The sequence below is a fragment of the Chryseobacterium sp. WX genome, from assembly GCF_029542485.1.
GTDB lineage: Bacteria > Bacteroidota > Bacteroidia > Flavobacteriales > Weeksellaceae > Chryseobacterium > Chryseobacterium cucumeris.
In genome coordinates this window covers 2903721-2928566 of sequence record NZ_CP120710.1, presented here as the reverse complement: position 1 = coordinate 2928566, position 24846 = coordinate 2903721, and the positions used below count along the sequence as shown (strand labels likewise).

Annotated in this window: 16 protein-coding genes, 2 tRNA genes and 3 rRNA genes; 17 read left to right on the top strand and 4 right to left on the bottom strand. The window is 37.6% G+C overall.

Annotated features, from left to right (window positions below):
• Positions 1-3 precede the first annotated feature (3 nt).
• The 17 genes from PZ898_RS13155 to rrf all read left to right on the top strand — a co-directional run bounded on the left by PZ898_RS13155 (position 4) and on the right by rrf (position 19392).
• Positions 4-1005: a glycosyltransferase family 2 protein gene (locus PZ898_RS13155; protein ID WP_062675935.1), complete on the top strand. Its 1002-nt coding sequence runs from the start codon at positions 4-6 to the stop codon at positions 1003-1005.
• Positions 1006-1108: 103 nt separating this feature from the next.
• Entirely contained in the window at positions 1109-2227 is a 1119-nt protein-coding gene (locus PZ898_RS13150; protein ID WP_062675934.1) for an MraY family glycosyltransferase, read from the top strand.
• Between the two features lie 36 nt (positions 2228-2263).
• Positions 2264-3154, top strand: coding sequence for a polysaccharide biosynthesis/export family protein (locus PZ898_RS13145; protein ID WP_123277690.1), 891 nt, complete (start codon positions 2264-2266; stop codon positions 3152-3154).
• A gap of 2 nt (positions 3155-3156) precedes the next feature.
• Positions 3157-5661: a polysaccharide biosynthesis tyrosine autokinase gene (locus PZ898_RS13140; protein ID WP_277693516.1), complete on the top strand. Its 2505-nt coding sequence runs from the start codon at positions 3157-3159 to the stop codon at positions 5659-5661.
• 213 nt (positions 5662-5874) lie between these two features.
• Complete coding sequence (locus tag PZ898_RS13135; RefSeq protein WP_062675931.1) at positions 5875-6765, top strand: DUF6089 family protein; 891 nt, start codon at positions 5875-5877, stop codon at positions 6763-6765.
• A gap of 1 nt (position 6766) precedes the next feature.
• On the top strand, positions 6767-7516 hold the full coding sequence (locus tag PZ898_RS13130; protein ID WP_062675930.1) for an isoprenyl transferase: 750 nt from the start codon (positions 6767-6769) through the stop codon (positions 7514-7516).
• 28 nt (positions 7517-7544) lie between these two features.
• Complete coding sequence (gene bamA, locus PZ898_RS13125; RefSeq protein WP_123277696.1) at positions 7545-10079, top strand: outer membrane protein assembly factor BamA; 2535 nt, start codon at positions 7545-7547, stop codon at positions 10077-10079.
• Positions 10080-10087: 8 nt separating this feature from the next.
• Positions 10088-10642, top strand: coding sequence for an OmpH family outer membrane protein (locus PZ898_RS13120; protein WP_120233324.1), 555 nt, complete (start codon positions 10088-10090; stop codon positions 10640-10642).
• A 65-nt stretch (positions 10643-10707) separates the two neighbouring features.
• Positions 10708-11211, top strand: a complete 504-nt coding sequence (locus tag PZ898_RS13115; protein WP_062675929.1) for an OmpH family outer membrane protein — start codon at positions 10708-10710, stop codon at positions 11209-11211.
• A 70-nt stretch (positions 11212-11281) separates the two neighbouring features.
• Complete coding sequence (locus PZ898_RS13110; RefSeq protein WP_062675928.1) at positions 11282-11767, top strand: acyl-CoA thioesterase; 486 nt, start codon at positions 11282-11284, stop codon at positions 11765-11767.
• 47 nt (positions 11768-11814) lie between these two features.
• Positions 11815-12675, top strand: a complete 861-nt coding sequence (gene rfbD / locus PZ898_RS13105) for a dTDP-4-dehydrorhamnose reductase (protein WP_062675927.1) — start codon at positions 11815-11817, stop codon at positions 12673-12675.
• Positions 12676-12685: 10 nt separating this feature from the next.
• Positions 12686-13363, top strand: coding sequence for a hypothetical protein (locus PZ898_RS13100; protein ID WP_120233191.1), 678 nt, complete (start codon positions 12686-12688; stop codon positions 13361-13363).
• Between the two features lie 881 nt (positions 13364-14244).
• A 16S ribosomal RNA gene (locus tag PZ898_RS13095) occupies positions 14245-15761 on the top strand.
• Between the two features lie 220 nt (positions 15762-15981).
• A tRNA-Ile gene (locus PZ898_RS13090) sits at positions 15982-16055 on the top strand.
• A gap of 87 nt (positions 16056-16142) precedes the next feature.
• A tRNA-Ala gene (locus PZ898_RS13085) sits at positions 16143-16216 on the top strand.
• Between the two features lie 153 nt (positions 16217-16369).
• Positions 16370-19124, top strand: a 23S ribosomal RNA gene (locus PZ898_RS13080).
• A gap of 160 nt (positions 19125-19284) precedes the next feature.
• Positions 19285-19392 (top strand): 5S ribosomal RNA (gene rrf, locus PZ898_RS13075).
• The 16S, 23S and 5S rRNA genes sit together here with 2 tRNA genes alongside, the layout of an rRNA operon.
• 730 nt (positions 19393-20122) lie before the next feature.
• Here the strand turns inward: rrf and PZ898_RS13070 are convergent.
• The 4 genes from PZ898_RS13070 to PZ898_RS13055 are packed head-to-tail and all read right to left on the bottom strand — an operon-like array spanning position 20123 to position 24770.
• On the bottom strand, positions 20123-20686 hold the full coding sequence (locus tag PZ898_RS13070; protein WP_277693515.1) for a hypothetical protein: 564 nt from the start codon (positions 20684-20686) through the stop codon (positions 20123-20125).
• Positions 20687-20693: 7 nt separating this feature from the next.
• Positions 20694-21227, bottom strand: a complete 534-nt coding sequence (locus tag PZ898_RS13065; RefSeq protein WP_123279002.1) for a hypothetical protein — start codon at positions 21225-21227, stop codon at positions 20694-20696.
• Positions 21224-23977 (bottom strand): hypothetical protein, encoded by a 2754-nt coding sequence (locus tag PZ898_RS13060; protein WP_277693514.1) that lies wholly within the window; start codon positions 23975-23977, stop codon positions 21224-21226. The genes PZ898_RS13065 and PZ898_RS13060 overlap by 4 nt, the downstream gene beginning before the upstream one ends.
• Positions 23970-24770: a DUF3324 domain-containing protein gene (locus tag PZ898_RS13055; RefSeq protein ID WP_277693513.1), complete on the bottom strand. Its 801-nt coding sequence runs from the start codon at positions 24768-24770 to the stop codon at positions 23970-23972. Before PZ898_RS13055 ends, PZ898_RS13060 begins: the two co-directional genes overlap by 8 nt.
• Positions 24771-24846: the final 76 nt, after the last annotated feature.

Below are 24846 nucleotides of genomic sequence, written 5' to 3'. Positions count from 1 at the left end.
TGTATGACAAATGTTCCCTCAAGAGTATCCATTATTGTTCCCGTTTATAATGTAGAAAATTATTTGACAAAATGCCTTGACTCCCTGGTGAAGCAGAGTCTTCCTGATATTGAGATTCTTGTAGTGAATGACGGAAGTAAAGATAATTCTGAACAAATAATTAAAGAATTTGCACAAAAATATCCGGATAAAATAAAAGCTTTTACCAAAGAAAACGGAGGGCTAAGTGATGCCCGTAATTTTGGAATTGATAAGGCTACCGGTGATTACATTGGTTTTGTAGACAGTGATGATTATGTCACCGAAACTATGTTTGAAGAAATGCTTCTTTTAGCAGAAAAACACCAGGCGAAGATGGTGATCTGTAATATTCAGAAAGTAGACGAAAATGGAAAAATTATCCAAAAACTGACCCAGCTTCCCAATATGCCTGAGAAAATACTACTTGGAGATTATTTTTCTGTTTTTTCAGATATCAGCTATTTTGCATGCAATAAGCTGTTTAAAAAGGAGCTTTTTAATCAGAAAAGATTTAAAAAAGGAATTCATTTTGAAGATATTCAGCTTATTCCACAGCTTTTGCTGGAATGTGAAACCATAGCGCAGACTCAGAATTTTCATTACCAGTACCTTGAACGTACTGATTCTATTACAAAAACCCATACGGAAAAAGGGATTGATATGTTAAAAGCCGTGTCTGATGTGGAAAAAATATTCAGTAAATCCCCATATTCCCACAAAAAAGAAGAGTTGAAAAATTTTCAGATTTTTGAAGGCGTATACTCATTTTTAGCCTATCTGGCCTTTGTTAAAAAAGAAGAAATATTTTATAGTATGTCGGATCAATTAGCTCTTTTTATGAAGGAAAGACAAATAAAAATTCAAGATATATTGAAGTATAGTCGTTTTGGTAAGAATTATCTTTTATCTTTGCCTTTGAAGAAAAAGATTTTTTATCTGTTGTTTTTTGCAGGACAAAAAAGATTGATAAGAAAGTTGATTTAGTAAACACAAATGTAAGTACTATTGTTTCGGTCAATAGAAAATGATAATAAAGTTCCTATTATGATTTTTTATTTTGGAGATACAAGTGCTGAATTAGAAAAGAATGAAAAACTTTGAATTGTTCTTAAGCGGATCGGGGATACCTATTTTCTATATAAAAATAGGATTAGGTTTCGTATTCTCCTTTTTAATTACATTTTTCTCTATTCCTACCATTGTCAAGATTTCAAGAAGAAAGAATCTGATGGATGAGCCTGGAATAAGAAGCTCGCACCTTAGAGAAATTCCCAATCTTGGTGGAATTGCCATCTTTTATTCAATTGGAATCTGTGCCTCTATTTTTGCCTATGAATTGTTTGATCTCTACAAATTTTTATTTGCTTCATTAATTATCCTGCTCTATGTGGGGGTAATGGACGATATTGTTGTAATGAGGGCTTACAAAAAACTTGTTGCACAAATTGTTGTGTCTTCCCTCATTGTTATTGGTTCGGATATCAGAATAAGAAGTTTATTCGGAATCTTCGGCGTATACGAACTGGAGTATTTCGTAAGTGTGATATTCAGTATCGTAACATTTATTATTCTGATTAATGCGTTCAACCTGATTGACGGGATAGATGGGCTTGCAGGAGGTTATTCCGTTATCTGTAGTGCTTTATTTGGAATAAGCTATTACCGTTTGGGAGAATATAACTATCCGCTCGTAATACTATCTGTTGTTATCATTGGGACTGTATTGGCATTTTTGTATTATAATTTGTCAAACTACCGTACCCGAAAAATATTTATGGGAGATACCGGTTCTATGCTCCTTGGCTTTTTATTGGCTTTTACATCCATTTGTTTTATAGATATTTTTATAGATAAGAAACTCATCGATGTTCCAAGATATCACCTTCAGTCTGCTCCTGTAGTTGCGGTGGCCATTTTGATTCTTCCGATCGTAGATACTTTAAATGTAATTATGATCAGACTTTACAATAAAAAATCCCCATTTGATGCCGATAAAAACCATATTCATCATAAGCTGTTAAAATTGAACCTTACCCATAGGAGATCAACTTTTTATATTATCCTTTACTATTTGATGATTGTTGGAGTAGCTTATTATTTAAGACATATTAATGTCAATCTTTTATTATTGGTGATCCTTTCAATAGGTTTTTTGGGTGCTTATCTGCCAGATTTGCTATATCGATTAAGAAATAACAAAAATTAACAATTAAATATTACTTTTGTAAACAATATTATATATATGATGAAAAACTTTAAATATTTATTTTTAATATTCCCTCTTTTAGTTACCTCATGTATTACAACAAAGGATGTAAGATACTTACAGCCAAGTGAGAGTCTCGTAATTAATGAAGAAGGTCTCGTTCCCTACAATATTCCTGTATACAGGATTACCAAAAATGATATCCTCAATCTTAACATTGTAACAACTCCCAAAGGAGATGCTGCACAGTTTTATTCTTCTTACAATTCCTCAGGAGGAATTGGAGCAGGATCCGGAACCGCAATAAGCCCTGCCATGTCTGGAGGCAGTTCTGTAGGAGGTGGAATTGGAAATAGTTCCAGTGCGAGCAGGGGAGGAAATATGAATTTTTATTTTAATGGCCTGAAGGTAGACTCTAATGGTGATATCAATGTTTTTGGAATTGGCTATGTAAAAGCCGAGGGGAGAACATTAGAGGATATCAGAAAAGAAATTCAGGAAAAAGTAAATGAAAATTTCCAGGAAGGAAAGTCTGAAGTAAGACTGAATACAGACGGTATCACCTATTATATTCTTGGTGATGTAGAAACAACAGGACTTTCAGGAGAGAAAGTAGCCCATAAAAATACCCTTACCATTACTGAAGCTTTAGCTATCAATGGTGGACTGAACAGAACGATCGACAAAAAAGAGATCGTTATCCACAGAAAACTTCCGGAAGGAATCAAAATTGCCAAAATAGATCTTACCCGCGAAGATCTTATGAACTCTCCTTTCTATTATGTGCAGAATGGTGATGAAATTTATCTGAACACAAGAGCAAAAAGCTTGAATGGATTCGGAAAGGACCCTATTCAGACTTTGACAACAGGAGTTTCGGTGATTACTACAGCATTGTCTATTTATTTACTTCTTAAAAATCTTTAGTCATGATTCCAGAAAGAGTAAACGCTGCAGAGAAGAATAATTCTCAGAAAGAAAAGTATGGATCATTTGCATTATTTGATTTAGAACACTTTTTAAGAAGGGTTCTTAAGAACTGGTATTGGTTTGTATTCATGTTTTTTATTGGCTATACGCTTGCATGGGGATACACTCACTACTATGCACAAAATATTTATGCATCAGATTTATCATTAAGTACTTCCAGTAAAGGGTCTGAGTTTTTACCAACACAGGCTAATCAATCTATCAACTTCATTTGGGGAGATACCGGAAATCAGGATGGACTTTATCTGAAGAAAATGCTTTTATCCAGATCGCATAACGAATTTTTGGTAAAAGAACTTGACCTTTTTGTCAATTATTCTACTAAAGGACTGATAAAATCTACCTATCTGGATAAAGATGACTCACCTGTCTTTCTTCAGATCGATAAAAAACATCTTCAGCAGATTAATTATCCTATTACCCTGATACCCAAAGGAGATGGAGCCTATCAAGTAGTTTTACCCGAAGAAGGAGAATCTACCAACTTGTATAATTATGAGATTGAAGGCTTCCAGAGTATCAACGCATATAGCAGACCCGCTGATAAAATCATTAAAATCAATGAGTGGTACAATTCCCCAAACCTGAGATTCAGACTGGTTAGAAATCCTGTTCCCACTAAAATCAAGTTGGATAATATCATTGTAAAACTGAACTCAGTAAATGAGAGTGTAAATGAGATTGTTTCTACTACAGGTGTTGACTTTGATAAAGAGATCAGATCCATTATGATTATTACCAAAACAGGATATAATCTTAATAGTACAGTTAATTTCCTTAATAAATCTGTTGCAGAATTACAAAAAAAGAGATTGGCTGATAAAAATATAGTTAATAAAAACACAGACATCTTTTTAAAAGAAAATCTGGATAATATCCGTAAAAAGCTTGATTCAAGTGCTAATGTGCTGAATTATTTAAAAACCTCAGAAAAGCTTTATAATATTAAAGACAGAGATGAAAAATCTCTTGAGAAAATAAAAGAGTTGGAAGCTAAAAAAGCTGATATCATAAGCAAAATCAATTCACTTAACAATATAAAGAACACGCTGCAGTCTCAAAATTTTGATAAAATGATCGGAACCAATGCTGCTGGTTTTGAAGATGGCGTATTCTCAGCAACCGTTTCTGAACTGAAAGCTCTGTATACCAAAAAAGCAGAAATGGCTTCTATTTATAAGCCTTCATCAGAGCCGATGAGAGAAATCAACAGGCTTATTGATGAAGCAAGAATGGGATCATCGAATAGCTTAAGAGGATATTATAGCAGATATTATGATGAGATCAACAAAATTGACCGTGATATTTCAGGAGCCAATTCAGATTTAGCATCTTATCCTGAAAAAGAAAGAAGATATCTGGATGCAGAAAGAGGTTATAATATGATCGAGGCTACTTACAATAGTCTTCTGGGAAGACAGAGTGATACTAAGATGAGAATGGCGACCAATCAATCCGATATTACAGTGATTGACCCTGCAAAAAATCTGGGACAAAGACCTATCGGGCCTAATGTCAAGTTAGCGAAAACTGCCATTATCTCTGGATTGTTGCTGCTTCCATTACTCTTTATCTTTATAGGTGAAGTATTAGACAGTAAAATCAGAAATATTAAAGAGCTTTTAAGTGCTACAAAAATTCCACTTCTCGGAGTAATAGGAAATAACAGCAATGAAAATATGCTTACCGTTCTGGAGCAGCCAAAATCATCTGTATCAGAAGCCTTCAGGGGAATAAGAGCCAATATGAGATTCCTGATGGACAATGAAAGTGAAAAAGGAAAAGTTATTTTGATTACTTCATCCATTGGGGGAGAAGGAAAAACTTATATCTCTATCAATCTGGCATCCGTAATAGGATTAAGTGATAAAAAAACAATCTTATTAGGAATGGACCTTAGAAAACCGAAAATCTTTGGAGACTTTAAGATTGATAATAAATATGGGATCTCAAATTATCTTACAGGTGAAGTAGATATTGACCAGATTATTAACAAAACCAAGATCCCTAATCTTGATGTTGCTACTTCAGGTCCTATCCCTCCCAATCCATCTGAGCTATTAATGAGCCAGAAAAATATCAGATTTATAGAAGAACTTAAAGAAAAATACGATTTCATTATTATAGATTCACCACCTGTAGGGCTTGTGGCGGACTCCTATGAGCTGATGAAGTATTCGGATGCTAATATTTATGTTGTACGCCATGAATACACAGAAAAATATATGCTTAAAATGATTACTGAAAAGTATCATAATGACGAAGTTAATAATTTAGGACTTGTCTATAATGACTATAATACCAAGCAAGGCTATGGATATGGCTATGGTTACGGTTATGGATATGGCTATGGTTACGGTTATTTTGATGAAGATAAAAATTATAAAGAGCCATTACTGATAAGGATCAGAAATAAAGTACAGGTATTATTCAACAAAAAATAAAGCATTAAACCCTCATTTAATGGGGGGGGTTTCATATTTAAAGTATTTTCATTCTATGAAAAAAAGAATATTTTTGCCACTTTGCCGTTTACTTTATAACAAATTATGTTTTTTTGTTTATTTTTAACTAAACATTAAGATTATCATTAATATAAAAATGTTTTATATTTGCAAAAATTAAATTTTAAAATAACCATAAATCCATATTCTTTTATGAATAAAAAATTATTGTTTAGCTTCCTTGCCTTCCTTGGAGTGGTAAGTGTTAAAGCACAAAGAAACGAATTGGGAGTTCGTCTAGGTATGAGTAACCTAGTGGGAGATGTAGGAAGGACAAATTATATTTTACAGAAGCCGTTGGATTTAAGCAGAGCGTCAGATTGGGGCATCCCATTTTATGGTGGTTTATTATATAGATTTAATTTTAATCCGCATCAGACCGTTAGATTGGATTTGGGATACAATCAGATTCAGTTTAGTGATAAAGCGGCGAAAGAAGATTATAGAAGAAATAGAAACTCATACGGAAAAAACAATGTGTATGAGGCGAGTTTAATGTTTGAATATAACTTTTTCCCTGTAAATAATGAGCAGATCAGCATGCTGAGCCCTTACATCTTCGGAGGTATCGGTGCTTTGATGTTTGATGCTCCTAAAGCTACTCTTGTAAATGATTTCAGGAGAGATGCTGATGGTGTAGCACAAGCTCCGATCAATGAATTGGATTTTACAACCACCACAGATTATTCACTAGGGAAAAAAGTAACAATGCATATTCCTTTTGGGGTGGGTTTGAAGTATAAATTCAACCATTCCTGGGCTATATTTGCAGAAGCTACATTCAGATATACATTGACGGATCAGTTGGATCATAGTAAGATCCTTTCCAAAGATGTAAAAACTTCTTTTAATGCTGATATTTTGGATCCCGCTACAGGTGGTTCATTATTACAGTCAGGAAATTATTATGCGGTTTCTAAAGAAAGAGAAGCAGAGTTTATTAAAAAGAGAAATATTGGAGATGGAAGATCCAACGACTGGATAAATACTTTCAGTTTAGGACTTACATATTCGTTCGGAAGACCTCCATGTTATTGTGAATAATATGTCGTTGATTAAAGAAAAAATAAATTCTGAGAATTTACCAAAACACGTAGCCATCATTATGGATGGTAATGGGAGATGGGCAAAATCTCGTGGCGAAGAAAGAACTTTCGGTCACAAAAATGCTATTAATGCAGTAAGAAATGCCATTAATGCATGTAATGAGATTAATATCCCTTATTTAACACTGTATACATTCTCTTCAGAAAATTGGAATCGTCCAAGTGAAGAAGTGAATACCCTTATGAATCTGTTGGTAGAGACCTTACTGCTGGAAGCAGAAGAGATCTTCAGCAAAGGATTGAGAATGCATGTTATAGGGAATCTTGAGAAACTGCCTACAATAGTAAAAGAGCAGTTGGAACGTGTGGTAGAGCTTACAAAAGAAAACACAAAAGGAAACCTTGTATTGGCTATTAGCTATGGCTCGCAAAATGAAATACTGGAAGCCGTAAAAAATATAAGTTCTGATGTAAAAGAGGGAAAAGTAGAGATAGAAAATATAAACGAAAGTTTATTCGAAAACTATCTTTATACAAAAGATTTTCCTCCTGTAGATTTACTGATCAGAACCAGCGGCGAAATAAGGATAAGCAACTTCCTGCTTTGGCAGATTGCTTATGCAGAATTACAGTTTTTAAATGTTCTGTGGCCGGATTTCACCAAAGATATTTTCTTCCAATGTATTGTTGATTATCAAAACAAGGAAAGAAGATATGGTTTAACCGGTGAACAGGTAAATGGCCAATAAAATTTTAAGAAAAGAAAGACTCGATAAAATGAAGTTTAGACTATTACCCATCATTATGTTTGCTGCTTCTGCACATTTTTATGGACAAGTAACTCCACAAGACAGCACAAAAGTAAATAATGCTGTACATGCAGAAAATGAGGCAGGAACTTATACACTTAAAGACATCGTTGTAGATGGGGTAAAAAAATATACACCAGCTCAGATCTTAAGATTTACGGGCCTTACAAAAGGAGAAAGTGTAGACATTCCGGGACAGAAAATCAGCAACGCTGTAAAAAAGCTTTGGGATACCCAATCTTTTTCTGAAGTGGAAGTTTATGTTCAAAGTATTGAAGGACAAACGATTGTTCTGAAATTTCATCTACAGGATCTGAAAGAACTTGGAGAAGTTAAATTTGCAGGAAAAGGAATCGGTAAATCTAAAAGTGAAAAACTGGCAAAGGATAATAACCTTAAACCAGGAACTAAGATTACTCAGAACTTAGTTTCAAGCCTTAAAACCCATGTTCCTAAAGATTATATCAAAAAAGGTTTTGCAGATGCTAAAATCACTATTGAGGATAAAGTCAATGCAGGTGATCCTTCTTTGGTAGACTGGACAATCAATGTAGATAAGGGTAAAAGAATCAAAATTGATCATATTGAATTTGAAGGAAACGATAATGTAACCGATAGAAAACTTAGAAATAAAGCTTTCAAAGAAACTAAGCAAAAGCGTTTCGGTATCGGTGGAATATTAAAGTCCTCAAAATTCATTGAAGATAAATATCAGGAAGACAAGCAAAGTCTTATCAGTTATTACAACTCCCTCGGATACAGAGACGCTAAAATTGTTTCAGATTCAGTATGGAGAAACAAAAGAAATAACTACGAAATCAATGTAAAACTTAGCGAGGGTAAAAAATATTATATCGGGGATGTTACATTCACGGGTAATACTGTATACGCGACAGAATATTTACAAAGATTATTAGGATATAAGAAAGGTGATATCTACGATGCTGTAGGTTTCAACAAAAAAGTTGGTGAAGACGGAGGTAAAGAGGATGATTCAGATATTAAATCTGTTTACATGAACAATGGTTATCTTTTCTCAAACGTAACACCTGTTGAAAAATCAGTAACAGGAGATGCTGTAAACCTTGAAGTTAGAATTAATGAAGGTGAGCAGGCTACCTGGAATAAGGTAACATGGCAAGGGAATACAACAACCCATGACCACGTAATTCTTAGAGCACTAAGAACAAAACCAGGAGAGCTATTCAAGAAAACAGAAATTAAGAGAACCTATTTCGATTTAGCAGGGATGTCATTCTTTGACCCTCAGCAAATCGGACAGGATATCCAGCCAAATCAGGTGGATAATACTGTAGATATCAACTGGAAACTAGTAGAAAAAGGATCTTCTCAGGTTCAGCTACAGGCAGGTTACGGTGGTAACAGCTTCATCGGTACTTTAGGATTAACATTTAATAACTTCTCATTAAAGAATTTCCTTAAGTTTAAAGATTTCAAACCGGTACCTCAGGGAGACGGACAAACGTTCTCGGTTCAGGTGCAGGCAGGACAGTACTTCCAGAACTATGGAGTATCATTCACTGAACCTTGGCTATTTGGTACAAGACCAACAGCTCTTTCTGTAAGTTTGAATAACTCAAGAGTAAGATATACAGATCAATATGGAGACGCTCAGAAATTGAACATTTTCTCTGCTTCAGTAGGTCTGAACAGGCTATTGAACTGGCCGGATGACTATTTCTCTCTTTATACTGGTTTACAGTTCCAGAAGTATGACTTCAAAAACTATCCATTCCAGTTTGGAGATTCCACTGAAAATAATGGTACTGCCAATAACTTCAGTGTCAACTTAGGATTGAGCAGAAACTCTGCAGGTATTGACCCGATTTTCCCAACAACTGGATCCAATATCGAGCTTTCAGCAAAACTGACTCCTCCATACTCATTGTTTAAGAAGAAAGATTACTCCACAATGTCTGCCATTGACAAATATAAGTGGATGGAATTCTATAAAATCAAGTTTAAAGCAGATGTTTACAATGAAATCATTGGAAAACTGGTCTTGAGATCTTCTGCAGAAATGGGATTCATGGATGGATATAACAGCCAATTGGGTGCTCCGCCATTCGAAAGATTCTACATGGGAGGTACAGGTCTTTTCGGAGGTCGATATGATGGTAGAGAATTGATTCCTTTAAGAGGTTATGAAAATGCCACTACAGAAGGAGGCCAGGCAGAAGATATTACACAGAAAGGAGGAGGTACAATCTATAACAGATTTACTTTAGAATTAAGATATCCGATCTCAATGAGCCAGACTGCAAAAATCTACGCATTGACATTCGCTGAAGGTGGTAACGTATGGAATTCATGGAGTTCTTACAGCCCATTCCAGTTGAAAAGATCTGTCGGAATTGGTGTAAGAGTTTATATGGGAGCATTTGGATTGATCGGATTCGACTTTGCGCTAGGTCTTGATAAGACTATTTCTGGTGATAAGTCTGGATGGAGAAACCACTTCTTGATGAACCAAACATTATAATTATAAATATGAAGCACTTTAAAATAATTTTCACGTTCGCATTCCTCTTGCTTTTCGGGTTGAACAATGCCCAAAAAATAGGAGTAGTGGATACTAATGAAATTTTGAATAAATTACCTCAGTATAAAGAAGCTGAAGCTAGGTTGAATTCTCAGATTGATACCTGGGAATCTGAACTTCAAAGCCTTCAGTCTGAATATGAAAGAAAAAAGGCTGCTTTTGAAAGTGAAAAAGTTTTATTGATAGGTGACCAGCTTAAACTTAGAGAAAAAGAAGTTACCGATCTTGATAAAAATATTAAAACAACAACAAGCTTACGTTTTGGAGCTAACGGTGAAATTACAAAACTGAGAACAAATCTTGTTCAGCCATTTCAGGATCAGATTTGGGGAGCTATCAAAACAATGTCCGAAAAAAATGGCTTGGGCATAGTTCTTGATAAAAGCAATAACATTAGTGTTATTTTCCTTCAGTCAAAATATGATTACACCGAAAAAGTATTGTCTATTCTATTAAAAGGGACAGACAAGAAGGAAAAGACAAATAGCAAAGGCAAAAAATAATCAGAGAATTAACTTTTGCTATATTTTAAAATCTAAAAACAAATTAAATTATTTATTTACCAGTTATGAAAAAATTAAGTGTATTATTTGCAGCAGTAATGATGGTTGTATCTGTAGGTATGGCAAAAGCTCAAAAAATTGCTACTTTAGATGTAATGGGAGTTCTTAACGCAATGCCGGAGAAAAAGAAAGCAGATGCTGATCTTAAAACATTCTTGGATACTAAACAAGCTGAGATTAAGAAAAAAGCTGACGCAGCTCAAACTAAATATCAGCAATACCAAACTGAAGCTCCTAAGAAAACAGCTGAGGAAAACAATGCTAGAGAAGCAGAAATGAAAAAATTAGCTGAAGAAATCCAGCAAATGCAGGAAAAAGCTCAAAAAGATCTTCAGTCTAAACAAGATGTAGCTTTCGCTCCTATTGAGAAAAAATTAAACGATGCCGTAGAAAAAGTAGCTAAAGCTAGTGGATATGATTATATTATGGATGCAAACTCAACAGCATTCCTTTATAAAGCAGGACCAGACGCAACTCCAGCTGTGAAGAAAGAACTAGGAATTCAATAATTTCAGCAAATTAACAAAGATTTATAAAACTAACCACCTCTTTTAGAGGTGGTTTTTTTATTTTTGCCGAATGGAAAAAGAAGTATCAACTACGGTCAAAGTTAGGTTTAGTGACTGTGATCCAATCGGACATTTGAATAATGTAAAATATCTTGAGTATATGTTCAATGCCCGGGAAGATCATGTAGAAACATTTTATGGATTTACCTATGAAGAATATACCAAGCAAACCGGCTGTACCTGGATTGCTATTCAAAATGAAATAGCCTATCTGAAAGAAGTAAGATATAATACGCAGGTAGTGATCAGCAGCAAGACCATCGATGTACAGGATAGAACAGCAAAAGTCGAAATTCTGATGAAAAGCCTTGATGAAAAAACAATTCATGCTGTACTTTGGGTAACCGTTATTTATTTTAATGTCAAAACAAGAAAATCTGAAGTTCATCCCGAAGATATCAAAGAAATTTTTGATAAATTTTATGTAGATCTTATCCAAAAAGACTTCCAGTCAAGAGTGAAGTTCTTAAGATCTCAGAATGCCAAGAACTCTTAAACCTACTTCTTGTTGAAGGTCCCAATTTAAAAATTAATAATAAACAAATGAAAAAAATAGCAGTAATAGGGAGTAACGGACAATTAGGAAACTGCATAAAAAAGATTGCTCCGGATTTTGAACATCTATATGAATTCTTATTTACAGACTCATCCATTTTAGATGTTACCAATGAAGAGCAGGTGAATGATTTCTTTTATGATAACAAACCTGATTATTGCATCAATGCCTCTGCATATACCGCAGTTGATCTGGCGGAAAAAGAAAAAGAAAAAGCCTTTGCCGTAAATGCTGGTGGAGTAGCTCATCTTGCTCAGGCATGCGCAGATTATAAATCTGTTCTGATTCATGTTTCTACAGATTATGTTTTTGATGGTACCACAAATCTTCCATACTCTGAAGATGATTTTACAAACCCGATAGGAGTATATGGTGCATCAAAAAGAGAAGGAGAAGAGCTTGCTCTGGAAATTAATCCAAAAACAATCATCCTAAGAACTTCATGGCTGTATTCTGAATTTAATAAGAATTTTGTGAAAACAATGTTAAATCTTTTCTCTCAAAAAGAAGAGCTGGGAATCGTTGCTGATCAGTTTGGGCAGCCTACTAACGCAAACGATTTGGCAGAAGCTATTATGAGGATTATTGAAACGCCACAGAAAACCTATGGGATTTTCCACTTCTCAAACTATCCGGAGACAACCTGGTTTGAATTTGCCAGAAAAATTGCTGAATTTTCAAAATCATCAATAAAATTAAATCCATTAACAACCGAACAGTACCCAACACCTGCCCAAAGACCTGTAAGAAGTACAATGTCTTTGGATAAAATAGAGGAAGTTTACAAAATAGAACCTAAGCATTGGGAAAACAGTCTTGAAGAATGTGTCGATATCCTTTCACACTAATACTATATATATGAAAAATATTGCAATCCTCTTTTCCGTGTTATGTATCCAGTTGTGGAGCGCACAAAATGTTTATATGACCAGAGTTGAAAAAACAAATGACAACTCAGATAAATTCTTACTAAGAAAAGAAGCCGTAGCAGATGCTATTTATTTAGGAGAAGTAGAAGTACAGGGTTTTTCAAAAGATGATGCACTCGTATTTTCTCTGGTATATAAAAAAGCAAAAGAGATTGGTGCCAATACATTCGAATTAAAACCTTTCGAAAATGTTGATGGTACACCTCAGGCATTCAATGCTGCCAATTATAAAATCGCTTTATATTATACACCCAAAGAAAAACTAGCAGCTAAACATGGTGAGATGTATATATTTGCCTCTTCTGAAAAAGATCAAAAGATCAACATCAACCGTAAAGATTATACAATCTCTCCAAGATCTTTTTTAAAATTAAAAATTGTCCCGGGAGAAATTTATACCATCTCAACCAAAAAACTTTTAGGCTCTACGGTGAAAGTTCAGCCAAAAGCTAATGATGACAACCTCTATTTTCAGGTTTCTTCTCTAAAAGTAAAACCAGATAATTCAGGAGTAGGAGGTTTGAATCTGAAATCCGGTGATATTATTGGCCTGGAGAAGTCCTACGCTGAGTTTTTGAGCGTAATATATAAGGAAATCAAACCTTAGAAACATTCTATACTAAACAATTGTAGGTTTTGGCCTATATAAATCAACAATAGGAACGGGCTTCAGCCCGTTCTTTTATATAATCTTTGTACTGAGCTTTAGCTCAAATGTATTTCCAGTCACATTTTTTACAGGCTTTATTGAAAATCTTCCCTTATCTTATTATATATATCAATAGGGAACGGGCTACAATCCTGAGCTTAGTCTAATGAATCTTATTTAATAAAGATACTCCCTCCATCTGAATTCAATTCAAACCTGCACCTTATTATTATAGATACCTTATTTGATGTTCCACCCCCAAAATCCCACATCTCATCGGCCGAATAATCCCCTCTCGTCCACTCCTCCAAACAAATGTTTAAAATTTTTCCCCCTGCTACCCAGTCCTTTAGCGGCAAATATTACAAAACAGTAAAATTTATGTTAAATAAACTTGTTTTGCGTTGTATGAAGTTACTATCTTTGCCCCACTGAAAAACGAAAGACATTCAGTAGCGCAGAAGCGCCTTTAGATGGGCAGAAACGATATTACTTCCAAAAAGAGACGGACGAAAAAAACTTTAAAACTTTTTGAAAAAAAAGTTGTCAGTTTAAAAAGAGTTTGTATCTTTGCAGTCCCAATTAGAGGGAGCGCAGGAGTAGAGGGATTGAGGTTTTGAGAAGAGTTAAGGTTACTTAAAAAACTTTAAAATTTTCTTCAAAAACATTTGGTCATTAAAAAATAAAGTTTTACTTTTGCACTCGCAAATACGGAGCGACACTGACAGAGAGATTGCTTCGTTGAAAAGCGAAAGATATAAAGATCATTGACATACAATATAACAACCAAGTAAGGAAAAACTAAAGCGTTAAAAACTTTGAGTGAGTCAGACAAACATACAATGGAGAGTTTGATCCTGGCTCAGGATGAACGCTAGCGGGAGGCCTAACACATGCAAGCCGAGCGGTAGAGATCTTTCGGGATCTTGAGAGCGGCGTACGGGTGCGGAACACGTGTGCAACCTGCCTTTATCTGGGGGATAGCCTTTCGAAAGGAAGATTAATACCCCATAATATACTGAATGGCATCATTCGGTATTGAAAACTCCGGTGGATAGAGATGGGCACGCGCAAGATTAGATAGTTGGTGAGGTAACGGCTCACCAAGTCTACGATCTTTAGGGGGCCTGAGAGGGTGATCCCCCACACTGGTACTGAGACACGGACCAGACTCCTACGGGAGGCAGCAGTGAGGAATATTGGACAATGGGTGAGAGCCTGATCCAGCCATCCCGCGTGAAGGACGACGGCCCTATGGGTTGTAAACTTCTTTTGTATAGGGATAAACCTACCCTCGTGAGGGTAGCTGAAGGTACTATACGAATAAGCACCGGCTAACTCCGTGCCAGCAGCCGCGGTAATACGGAGGGTGCAAGCGTTATCCGGATTTATTGGGTTTAAAGGGTCCGTAGGCGGATCTGTAAGTCAGTGGTGAAATCTCACAGCTTAACTGTGAAACTGCCATTGATACTGCAGGTCTTGAGTGTTGTTGAAGTAGCTGGAATAAGTAGTGTAGCGGTGAAATGCATAGATATTACTTAGAACACCAATTGCGAAGGCAGGTTACTAAGCAACAACTGACGCTGATGGACGAAAGCGTGGGGAGCGAACAGGATTAGATACCCTGGTAGTCCACGCCGTAAACGATGCTAACTCGTTTTTGGAATGTAAGTTTCAGAGACTAAGCGAAAGTGATAAGTTAGCCACCTGGGGAGTACGAACGCAAGTTTGAAACTCAAAGGAATTGACGGGGGCCCGCACAAGCGGTGGATTATGTGGTTTAATTCGATGATACGCGAGGAACCTTACCAAGGCTTAAATGGGAAATGACAGGTTTAGAAATAGACTTTTCTTCGGACATTTTTCAAGGTGCTGCATGGTTGTCGTCAGCTCGTGCCGTGAGGTGTTAGGTTAAGTCCTGCAACGAGCGCAACCCCTGTCACTAGTTGCCATCATTAAGTTGGGGACTCTAGTGAGACTGCCTACGCAAGTAGAGAGGAAGGTGGGGATGACGTCAAATCATCACGGCCCTTACGCCTTGGGCCACACACGTAATACAATGGCCGGTACAGAGGGCAGCTACACTGCGAAGTGATGCAAATCTCGAAAGCCGGTCTCAGTTCGGATTGGAGTCTGCAACTCGACTCTATGAAGCTGGAATCGCTAGTAATCGCGCATCAGCCATGGCGCGGTGAATACGTTCCCGGGCCTTGTACACACCGCCCGTCAAGCCATGGAAGTCTGGGGTACCTGAAGTCGGTGACCGTAACAGGAGCTGCCTAGGGTAAAACAGGTAACTAGGGCTAAGTCGTAACAAGGTAGCCGTACCGGAAGGTGCGGCTGGAACATCTCATTTTAGAGCGTCTTAGGACGTTAAACAAAATCAGTATCGTAAGATACAAAATACTTACTTAAAGCATAGCTTTAGTTTTTTGTTTGGTTGATATATAAAAATACAAAACCCACTAGAAATTAGTAAAGGGATTGAGAGAGGCAAAGAAGATAAAAGCAGAGAGAGAAAGACGAAGAAATTAGTCTGTTATCTATCAGTCTATCATCTTTTACGTCTAAAAGACAGTCTCGTAGCTCAGCTGGTTAGAGCGCTACACTGATAATGTAGAGGTCGGCAGTTCGAGCCTGCCCGAGACTACTAATTGAAAGACAGGAAGAGATCAGCTATTAGACATCAGACATTTAGGTCTGAGATCTGGAATCTGATATCTAAAGTCTACTAGAGGGGGAATTAGCTCAGCTGGCTAGAGCGCCTGCCTTGCACGCAGGAGGTCAAGGGTTCGACTCCCTTATTCTCCACAGTTTTGGAAGACTGATTTAAAAGTTACGAATGGAGCCAAAAACAACATTTGTTCATCAGTTTGAAAGAAAGAAATTAAGATCATTGACATTAACGGTAAAGACATCACAAAGAGAAAACCGAGCGCATAAAGCGCTTGAGTAACCAATAGGAAAGAAATCGTTAAGGGCGTATGGCGGATGCCTAGGCTTTCAGAGGCGACGAAGGACGTGGTAAGCTGCGAAAAGCTGCGGGGATTGGCACACACGAATTGATCCGCAGATATCCGAATGGGGCAACCCGGCATATTGAAGATATGTCACCTCGCAAGAGGAGCAAACCCGGAGAACTGAAACATCTAAGTACCCGGAGGAAAAGAAATCGAAGAGATTCCGTAAGTAGTGGCGAGCGAAAGCGGATTAGCCCAAAAGTCTTTTTATGTTTAGAGGAATGTTCTGGAAAGAACAATCATAGAAGGTGATAATCCTGTACTCGAAAGGCATATAGAGATGATAAATGAGTAGGGCGGGACACGTGAAATCCTGTCTGAATATGGGGGGACCATCCTCCAAGGCTAAATACTCCTGAAAGACCGATAGTGAACAAGTACTGTGAAGGAAAGGTGAAAAGCACTTCGAATAGAAGGGTGAAATAGAACCTGAAACCGTACGCCTACAAGCGGTCGGAGCAGCGTAATGCTGTGACGGCGTGCCTTTTGCATAATGAGCCTACGAGTTAATTTTACTAGCGAGGTTAAGGTATTAAGTACCGGAGCCGGAGCGAAAGCGAGTCTGAATAGGGCGCATAGTTAGTAGGATTAGACGCGAAACCTTGTGATCTACCCATGGGCAGGTTGAAGCTCTGGTAACACAGAGTGGAGGACCGAACCGGTTGACGTTGAAAAGTCTTCGGATGACCTGTGGGTAGGGGTGAAAGGCCAATCAAACTGGGAGATAGCTCGTACTCTCCGAAATGCATTTAGGTGCAGCGTCGTATATAAGTTTATTAGAGGTAGAGCTACTGATTGGATGCGGGGGTTTCATCGCCTACCAATTCCTGACAAACTCCGAATGCTAATAAATGTTCTACGGCAGTGAGGGCATGGGTGCTAAGGTCCATGTCCGAGAGGGAAAGAACCCAGACCAACAGCTAAGGTCCCAAAATATATGTTAAGTTGAAGCAACGCGGTTGGACTGCATTGACAGCTAGGATGTTGGCTTGGAAGCAGCCATTCATTTAAAGAGTGCGTAACAGCTCACTAGTCGAGCGGTCCGGCATGGATAATAATCGGGCATAAACATATTACCGAAGCTATGGATTTATATTTTAGATATATCTGGTAGGAGAGCATTCTATTTGCGCCGAAGCAGTACTGTGAGGTATTGTGGAGCGGATAGAAAAGAAAATGTAGGCATAAGTAACGATAAAGCAGGCGAGAAACCTGCTCACCGAAAGACCAAGGCTTCCTCAGCCATGCTAATCAGCTGAGGGTTAGTCGGGACCTAACGCGAACCCGAAAGGGGTAGTGGATGGACAATGGGTTAATATTCCCATACTTGCTCACAATAAAAGGGGACGGTTGGATGTAGCTGCTGGAGACTGACGGAATAGTCAAGGCCTAGCCTTCGGGCGAAGCTGCTGTAGTGTAATCTGATCCAAGAAAAGCCGAAGTGAAGCAACCCGTACCAAAACCGACACAGGTGGTCGAGGAGAGAATCCTAAGGTGCTCGAGTGAGTCGTGGCTAAGGAACTAGGCAAAATAGTCTCGTAACTTCGGAAGAAGAGACGCCAACAGCAATGTTGGCCGCAGTGAAGAGGCCCAGGCGACTGTTTATCAAAAACACAGGACTCTGCTAAATCGAAAGATGCTGTATAGGGTCTGACACCTGCCCGGTGCTGGAAGGTTAAGGAAGGTGCTTAGCGTAAGCGAAGGCATTAACTGAAGCCCCAGTAAACGGCGGCCGTAACTATAACGGTCCTAAGGTAGCGAAATTCCTTGTCGGGTAAGTTCCGACCTGCACGAATGGTGTAACGATCTGGGCACTGTCTCAGCCACGAGCTCGGTGAAATTGTAGTATCGGTGAAGATGCCGATTACCCGCAATGGGACGAAAAGACCCTGTGAACCTTTACTATAACTTCGTATTGACTTTGAGTAAGTAATGTGTAGGATAGGTGGGAGGCTTTGAAGCAGGCACGCTAGTGTTTGTGGAGCCGACGTTGAAATACCACCCTTTACTTACTTGGAGCCTAACTTCTTTTAGAAGGACATTGCGTGGTGGGTAGTTTGACTGGGGTGGTCGCCTCCAAAAGAGTAACGGAGGCTTTCAAAGGTACCCTCAGCACGCTTGGTAACCGTGCGTAGAGTGTAATGGCATAAGGGTGCTTGACTGTGAGACCTACAAGTCGATCAGGTGCGAAAGCAGGACATAGTGATCCGGTGGTTCCGTATGGAAGGGCCATCGCTCATAGGATAAAAGGTACTCCGGGGATAACAGGCTAGTCTCCCCCAAGAGCTCACATCGACGGGGAGGTTCGGCACCTCGATGTCGGCTCGTCACATCCTGGGGCTGGAGAAGGTCCCAAGGGTTGGGCTGTTCGCCCATTAAAGTGGCACGCGAGCTGGGTTCAGAACGTCGTGAGACAGTTCGGTCTCTATCTATTGCGGGCGTTAGATGTTTGAGAGGGCTTGATTCTAGTACGAGAGGACCGAATTGAACAAACCTCTGGTGTATCAGTTGTACCGCCAGGTGCACCGCTGAGTAGCTACGTTTGGAAGAGATAAGCACTGAAAGCATATAAGTGCGAAACTCGCCTCAAGATGAGACATCTTTTAAGGGTCGTTGTAGATGACGACGTTGATAGGCTATAGGTGTAAAGACAGTAATGTCATAGCCAAGTAGTACTAATTACCCGTAGATTTATAGTCTATGGTTACTAATATAAACCAGGTGCTTTATGCGCAGTGAAGGTTTTGTCTTTGTGAAAGTTTTTATCGCTTAAAACAGATGTCAGATATAAGACATCAGATACCAGACCTTGAAGTCTGAAATCTGAAATCTATCCTCTGATATCTTATATACCTTCTTTAGGGTGGTTTTAGCGGTGGGGCTCACCTGTTCCCATTCCGAACACAGAAGTTAAGCCCACCAGCGCCGATGGTACTGCTAACGCGGGAGAGTAGGCCGCCGCCAGTTTTTATTTTATTTTTAAAAACCTTTATCTTTACGATAAAGGTTTTTTTGTTATATACCTACATCAACACCAACAACACTCAACATACTCCCTAAACTAACTAACACAAATCCAAACAGAAACACAAGTAGTGAGTAATAGATAGTGAGCAGTGGATAATAGATAATAGATGTTCGTAGTAAGTAGCCCATCTCATCTATCCGTTATTCTTCTTCCTCCAGCTTTAGGCTTCCTGCTTCCAGCCCTCTGTTTTTTATTCTTTATCCAACGATGGGTCTTTACCTTCAATACTATTTATTCTTCCCAGGCTGTCACTCCAAAGAAATCTAAATAAGGTTTTCTTTATTAAAATGCTTCGACTCCGCTCAGCATGACAATGCCAATACTAACTGCTAAAGAATCATGGACATTATCCTGCCATCTTGCATCCTTTAAACCTCTAATAAATAAGTCTGGATTCCTGAGGAATGAAATAATTGGAATAAAGGTGCATCCTTACACTTGCAATTCTGGGATCTAATCGCTGTACCTTGTACCCCGGAAATTAGGATCTCTATCTTTTAAGGCCGTAAATCGCTTATTGTGGTTGAAAGCTGATTCACGTATATAAACGAGATTTAATCCCTCAGAATTCACCTTATTTTAAGTCAAAAGAAATAAAAAAACCGCTTCTCTACAGAAACGGTTCTTATGGGTTACATTTTGATTGTAATCTAGCTTACCAATGATGACTTAGTTTGCTGCGATCGTAAAGACGATTTGTGTGCTATAAGATGCTGCAGGAATTGTCACAGAAACACCTCCTATTTGGAGTTGAACACTAATGGCTGAGTAATCTACACTATTATTGACACCCAATAATCCACTAAAGGTTATTGTTGATAATGTGACGGCGCCAGCCTGTGGAATTTCTACAAAATTTGCACTACCTCCATTGATAGAAGCGGTACAAAGGACACAAAGACCATTGATTATTGCTGTTCCTCCACTTCTTTTTGCGGACAGTTTCAGGGAACTGTTCCAGGAAGTCGGGTTAAGTTGCATGGTTATTTTGGCTCCGGAGGCTGAAAGAAGATTAAGAAAAGATCCTGGTAAATGACCTGATATTGTTAATTGTGCAGGGTTCTCATAAGTTCCGATATAATTACTTCCTGCCTCAGTAATGGTAGGTACACTCACAGTCCAGTTAGTTCCGGCAATACTTATGGTTTGCCCTTCAAGATAGCTTCCCATTATTAAAGCAATAATGTAAAGAGATCTTTTTAAGAACTGTTCTTTGAGAAAGAGACTTTTCATTTTCATTTTATTCTGTGATGGTATAAGTGATGACGATTGCTGTATTGGCCTGAGCCTGTAAATTGGCATAAGTATTAGTAGCAAGTGAAATGGTAATAGCATGGCCGTTATTCGCTCCGTTTCCTGTATATGCTCCGCCAATACCACTAATGATGGTAGTAGGAGTTGTGGTGAGAATTATTTGCCCTGAAGATGTTCCCAATGTTCCGCCGCCAGCTCCTGAAGCCGCCGCCGCCTGAATTCTTATATTGACACCTGCGATAACTTTATTTACTGAGGCCGTAATCCTTCTGGTAAGACCTCCGGAAGCAATAGCTGAAGTATAGTTGATCCATTTGGATGTATTGGGAGTAGGTGCTCCAAGAGCATTTCCAGCTTCTGTAGGAGCTGTAAAATTTAACACAATACTGCCTGTAGGCTCAATGTCCATTAAAGTTACTACAGGCAATGTAAGACTAACAGTAGTATTTGCGGTCTGGGAATAGATTGGCCCGGATACAACACAAAATGCAATTAATAATAGGGTACGGATCAGAATCATCTCTTCTTTTTTATTTCATTATATCCTACTTTCAAGGATTCCTTTTGATATTTGATCTCTATCTGTTGCTTAACAACATTGATGCTTATTTTTTTTGTTTCCGAAGGCTTTAAAGTAAACAGAAACTTGTCTGATGAAATTTTATATCGTTTATCAAGCCCGTTACGATAGACTTTAATAGTCCAGTCTCCAGGCCTAAGATAGGTAAAGTCGAAGTTTTCTCCAATGAGACAGATCTTACGGTAAGTCTGATCATTATTGGTAGCTTCCACAATAATACTTTCTTTTTTCTTTTTTCCTTTTTCAGATTGTATCTGGTCAAAATCAGGTTGATCTTTTTCTCCTGTCTCTAAGAATTTAACGTGGCCCTGAACATTTGCAGCTGTGGTTAACCCAAAGTTAAAAGTGTTTTCCTTATTGATCAATGAAAGAGCAGCAGGAAACGTTTGAGTCGGAATATCATTGATTTCCGTAGTGGAGCGGTCAATTTCAAGAAAATAATTCCCTGGGATAACATTTTTAAATATATAATTTCCTTCCTTATCCGTAATGGATAGATAACTTCCAAGCATTAATCTTATGCCTTCAGTCTTTTTTATACCCAGGTTGCCAACATTTCCAGACAATGAAATATATTCGGCCGTTTTCTGTACAGGAATATTGGGACGCCATGTATAACGCATAGAGAATATAAAATCTTTATCTCCGATTTCTCCTCTTTGCAATGAATATCTTCCGGAAAGATCAAGTTCATTTCCGGGAAATAACTGCTGGTGAAATAGAAGTTCAAACAGATTTCTGTCTTTAAAATACTCCTCAGGCATATAATTATTCTGATAAAATATACTTAAGCTGGTCTTATCAGAAAACCGACTAAAGATTCTAGCTCCATAATAGATATTTCTCTGATTTTTAAGCTGATATCTTGAGCTGATGGCATAACTTCCGAAGATGTTAAAAGATGTTCTGAACTTTTGAAATGACAGATTTGCGGAATAAAAGCTTGAATTGCCACTGAATCCCGTCAGATAATTATCTGTTTTTCCAAATTGTCCATCCACATTTACCTGAAATACCCCAATCTGCTGATTAATACTTACTTTAAAGTAACGTTCATAATAATCAAACTGTTTAGGTTCTAAACGGTCTTTATAGGTTTGATATCCATTATTAAGGATAATGAAACCACTCGGTATATATTTGTACTGTATACCATATTGAAAATACTTTCTATAGGGTGCTGCCAGGAGCAGTGTATCTCTTTGGAAATTTTTGGCATCCTGCATATAATTGGCAAAGAAACTTATTTTCTTTGTGAGATTGTAGGAAATATTACCATTAAAAGTATTTGTATTGGTAAAATATCCTCCGAAATCAGGACTTGCTTTCATGTACATTAAATTTCCATTCAACTTTTTAAAAACGGCCTCAGCCTGTAGTAAATAAGCTGTTCCATCTGTTTTTTGTGCAGTACTGTATGCCAATTCTCCAGAAAAAGTTATATTGTTTGAAACCTTAAATTTTCCTTTGGCGTAAGGTAAATGAGCATTAGAATCAAGTCTTACTTCACTATATCTGATTTCTTCTTTTCTTGGAGTTTTGTAAAGGTATCCTACAGAAATTTCGGACTCTTTTCGGATTTTAAAGGCTGAATAGAAATTGAATTCATCTTTAATATCTCTGAAAAATCTCGGATGGTTATAGAACCCACCGAAGCTCACTTTATCAAAGTTATACCGGATTTCTGCCCCGCGACCATATCTTGCAAATTCTGTAAGATAGGATGAAGAGTAGGTTTTATCACCTAAATGAATAGAAAGATTGTTTCGTTTATAATTCACAAAATATTCTTCATATTGAGTAAATGTATTGAGTTCTACAGGATTGTGAGTAACCGCCCTAAACTCAATCTGATTCTTATTGTCTTTGTCAAGTGCTCCTTTACCATAGATTTCTCCCTGAAAACCATCATTATACACTCCCATATTCTGCATGCCAATAAAAGATAATGAGAAAGCAACAGGAAGCCTGTGATAAATATCTTTCTCAGAAGGTTTTGCTGATATCACCTGAGTACTCACATAGACATCCTGATTTTCTTTGGGATTACCCTTTGAGTGCACCGAAAGGTTTAGGTTTTGAAATTCATTTTGAGCGAGTTCAGGATTTGTTACTTTATGAATAGTAATTGTTTTAGACTCATTAGGCTCCAGTACCAGTGATGTTTCATTATCGACAATAGCATTTTTACTTTCGAGAACAATACTTTCTGTTACATTACCATTATTTTTTAAAAGAAAAGAGGCGCGAATTGTTTCTCCTGCTCTTACAAATTCAGGTGTATTTAAAGCGGTAACTAAAAGATTCCTGTGTCCGGAAACAATGATTTTTGAATTTTTTGTAAAAGATATTCCGTTATGGCGATCAGTTACATTCATTATCACGGAATAAATACCCTGTCCTGTTTCTGTTCCCACCCGTAAAGGAACAAGATATACAGAGGTTTCATGAGGAAGAATCTGAAATTCTCCTTTTGCTAAAATAGGATTAATAGAGGAACTTGATGTGGTAATTGAAATATCATAGGTCTTGGCTTCATCCGAATTGTTTTCTAAAGTGAAGGGAATAGAAGTAGACATTCCCGGCATTAAACTATCTTTTTTACTGATCAATCTATTGGATTGCTCTTGAGAAAAAATAAATACCGGGAATAATGATATGATAATAAATAAAGTCCAAGTTCTACTCATTTTTTACTTCTAATTCCACATTGAGTGCAAAAGCATTCTCTTCTTCATCGGCAGCTATGATAGCAGCTTTATATTTGTCTGGTGGTACTTTACTAATGTCAATGTAAAATGTTTTGGAGGTGTTGGGTAACAGCCCCATCGTTAAACTTGAATAAGTTCCCACCTTCTCACCCGTTTTTCGGTTATAGATTTCTATGGAAGCAGTCGGTTTACAGTAAAGATTACCATTATTGGCTATTGCTATCTTTGCCGTTTGTTTTCCTTCCTGTTTTTCCACCTTGATACTTTCAAACTTAAGATCCGGTTTTGCTTTTTCTGTTTCAAAATCTGTAATGACCTGAATGGCATATCGTATAATAGAAGTGATGCTGACTCCTGGCTTATTGTCACTGGGTTTTATATCTTCTACCGGTTCTACAATGATCACACTCCAATAGCTTCCCGGATCCATTGCCTGATTGGGAATGGTTATTTCATAGAGGATCTCAGTCTTTTCTTTACCTTTAAGGGTAACAAGATTAGTGTTGAGTTTCAGCCACTCTCCGTTACTTCGTTTATTGGTACGTAATGCTGTATAATTGATCGTTCCGTCCGCATGGTAGGTATAATCCTGTAAAAATATTTTTACACTTTGAGGATTGCTGCCCGTGTTTTCAATGGCAACTTTTCCCTTATAAACCTTTCCGTTTTCTATTTTGTAAGAATGCGTAAGTCCGTTGAGAATCACAATACCGGCACGTAAAAAGCTGAACTGCAAAATCAGGGTGATCAAAAGAAGGATACGCTTTATCATTGTGTAAAGTTTGAAGTTAAATCATGAATAATACAAAACCAGGAAGAAACTGGATACTAATTTCTTCTTGTTTTTG

Excerpts from the sequence above, each read along its gene's own strand:
- PZ898_RS13130 (WP_062675930.1), top strand. The coding sequence starts at position 6,767 with ATGTCGTTGATTAAAGAAAAAATAAATTCTGAGAATTTACCAAAACAC.
- PZ898_RS13140 (WP_277693516.1), top strand. The coding sequence starts at position 3,157 with ATGATTCCAGAAAGAGTAAACGCTGCAGAGAAGAATAATTCTCAGAAA.
- PZ898_RS13145 (WP_123277690.1), top strand. The coding sequence starts at position 2,264 with ATGATGAAAAACTTTAAATATTTATTTTTAATATTCCCTCTTTTAGTT.
- PZ898_RS13055 (WP_277693513.1), bottom strand. The coding sequence starts at position 24,770 with ATGATAAAGCGTATCCTTCTTTTGATCACCCTGATTTTGCAGTTCAGC.
- PZ898_RS13135 (WP_062675931.1), top strand. The coding sequence starts at position 5,875 with ATGAATAAAAAATTATTGTTTAGCTTCCTTGCCTTCCTTGGAGTGGTA.
- PZ898_RS13060 (WP_277693514.1), bottom strand. The coding sequence starts at position 23,977 with ATGAGTAGAACTTGGACTTTATTTATTATCATATCATTATTCCCGGTA.
- PZ898_RS13070 (WP_277693515.1), bottom strand. The coding sequence starts at position 20,686 with ATGAAAAGTCTCTTTCTCAAAGAACAGTTCTTAAAAAGATCTCTTTAC.
- PZ898_RS13155 (WP_062675935.1), top strand. The coding sequence starts at position 4 with ATGACAAATGTTCCCTCAAGAGTATCCATTATTGTTCCCGTTTATAAT.
- bamA (WP_123277696.1), top strand. The coding sequence starts at position 7,545 with ATGAAGTTTAGACTATTACCCATCATTATGTTTGCTGCTTCTGCACAT.
- PZ898_RS13065 (WP_123279002.1), bottom strand. The coding sequence starts at position 21,227 with ATGATTCTGATCCGTACCCTATTATTAATTGCATTTTGTGTTGTATCC.
- PZ898_RS13100 (WP_120233191.1), top strand. The coding sequence starts at position 12,686 with ATGAAAAATATTGCAATCCTCTTTTCCGTGTTATGTATCCAGTTGTGG.
- PZ898_RS13115 (WP_062675929.1), top strand. The coding sequence starts at position 10,708 with ATGAAAAAATTAAGTGTATTATTTGCAGCAGTAATGATGGTTGTATCT.
- rfbD (WP_062675927.1), top strand. The coding sequence starts at position 11,815 with ATGAAAAAAATAGCAGTAATAGGGAGTAACGGACAATTAGGAAACTGC.
- PZ898_RS13120 (WP_120233324.1), top strand. The coding sequence starts at position 10,088 with ATGAAGCACTTTAAAATAATTTTCACGTTCGCATTCCTCTTGCTTTTC.
- PZ898_RS13110 (WP_062675928.1), top strand. The coding sequence starts at position 11,282 with ATGGAAAAAGAAGTATCAACTACGGTCAAAGTTAGGTTTAGTGACTGT.
- PZ898_RS13150 (WP_062675934.1), top strand. The coding sequence starts at position 1,109 with ATGAAAAACTTTGAATTGTTCTTAAGCGGATCGGGGATACCTATTTTC.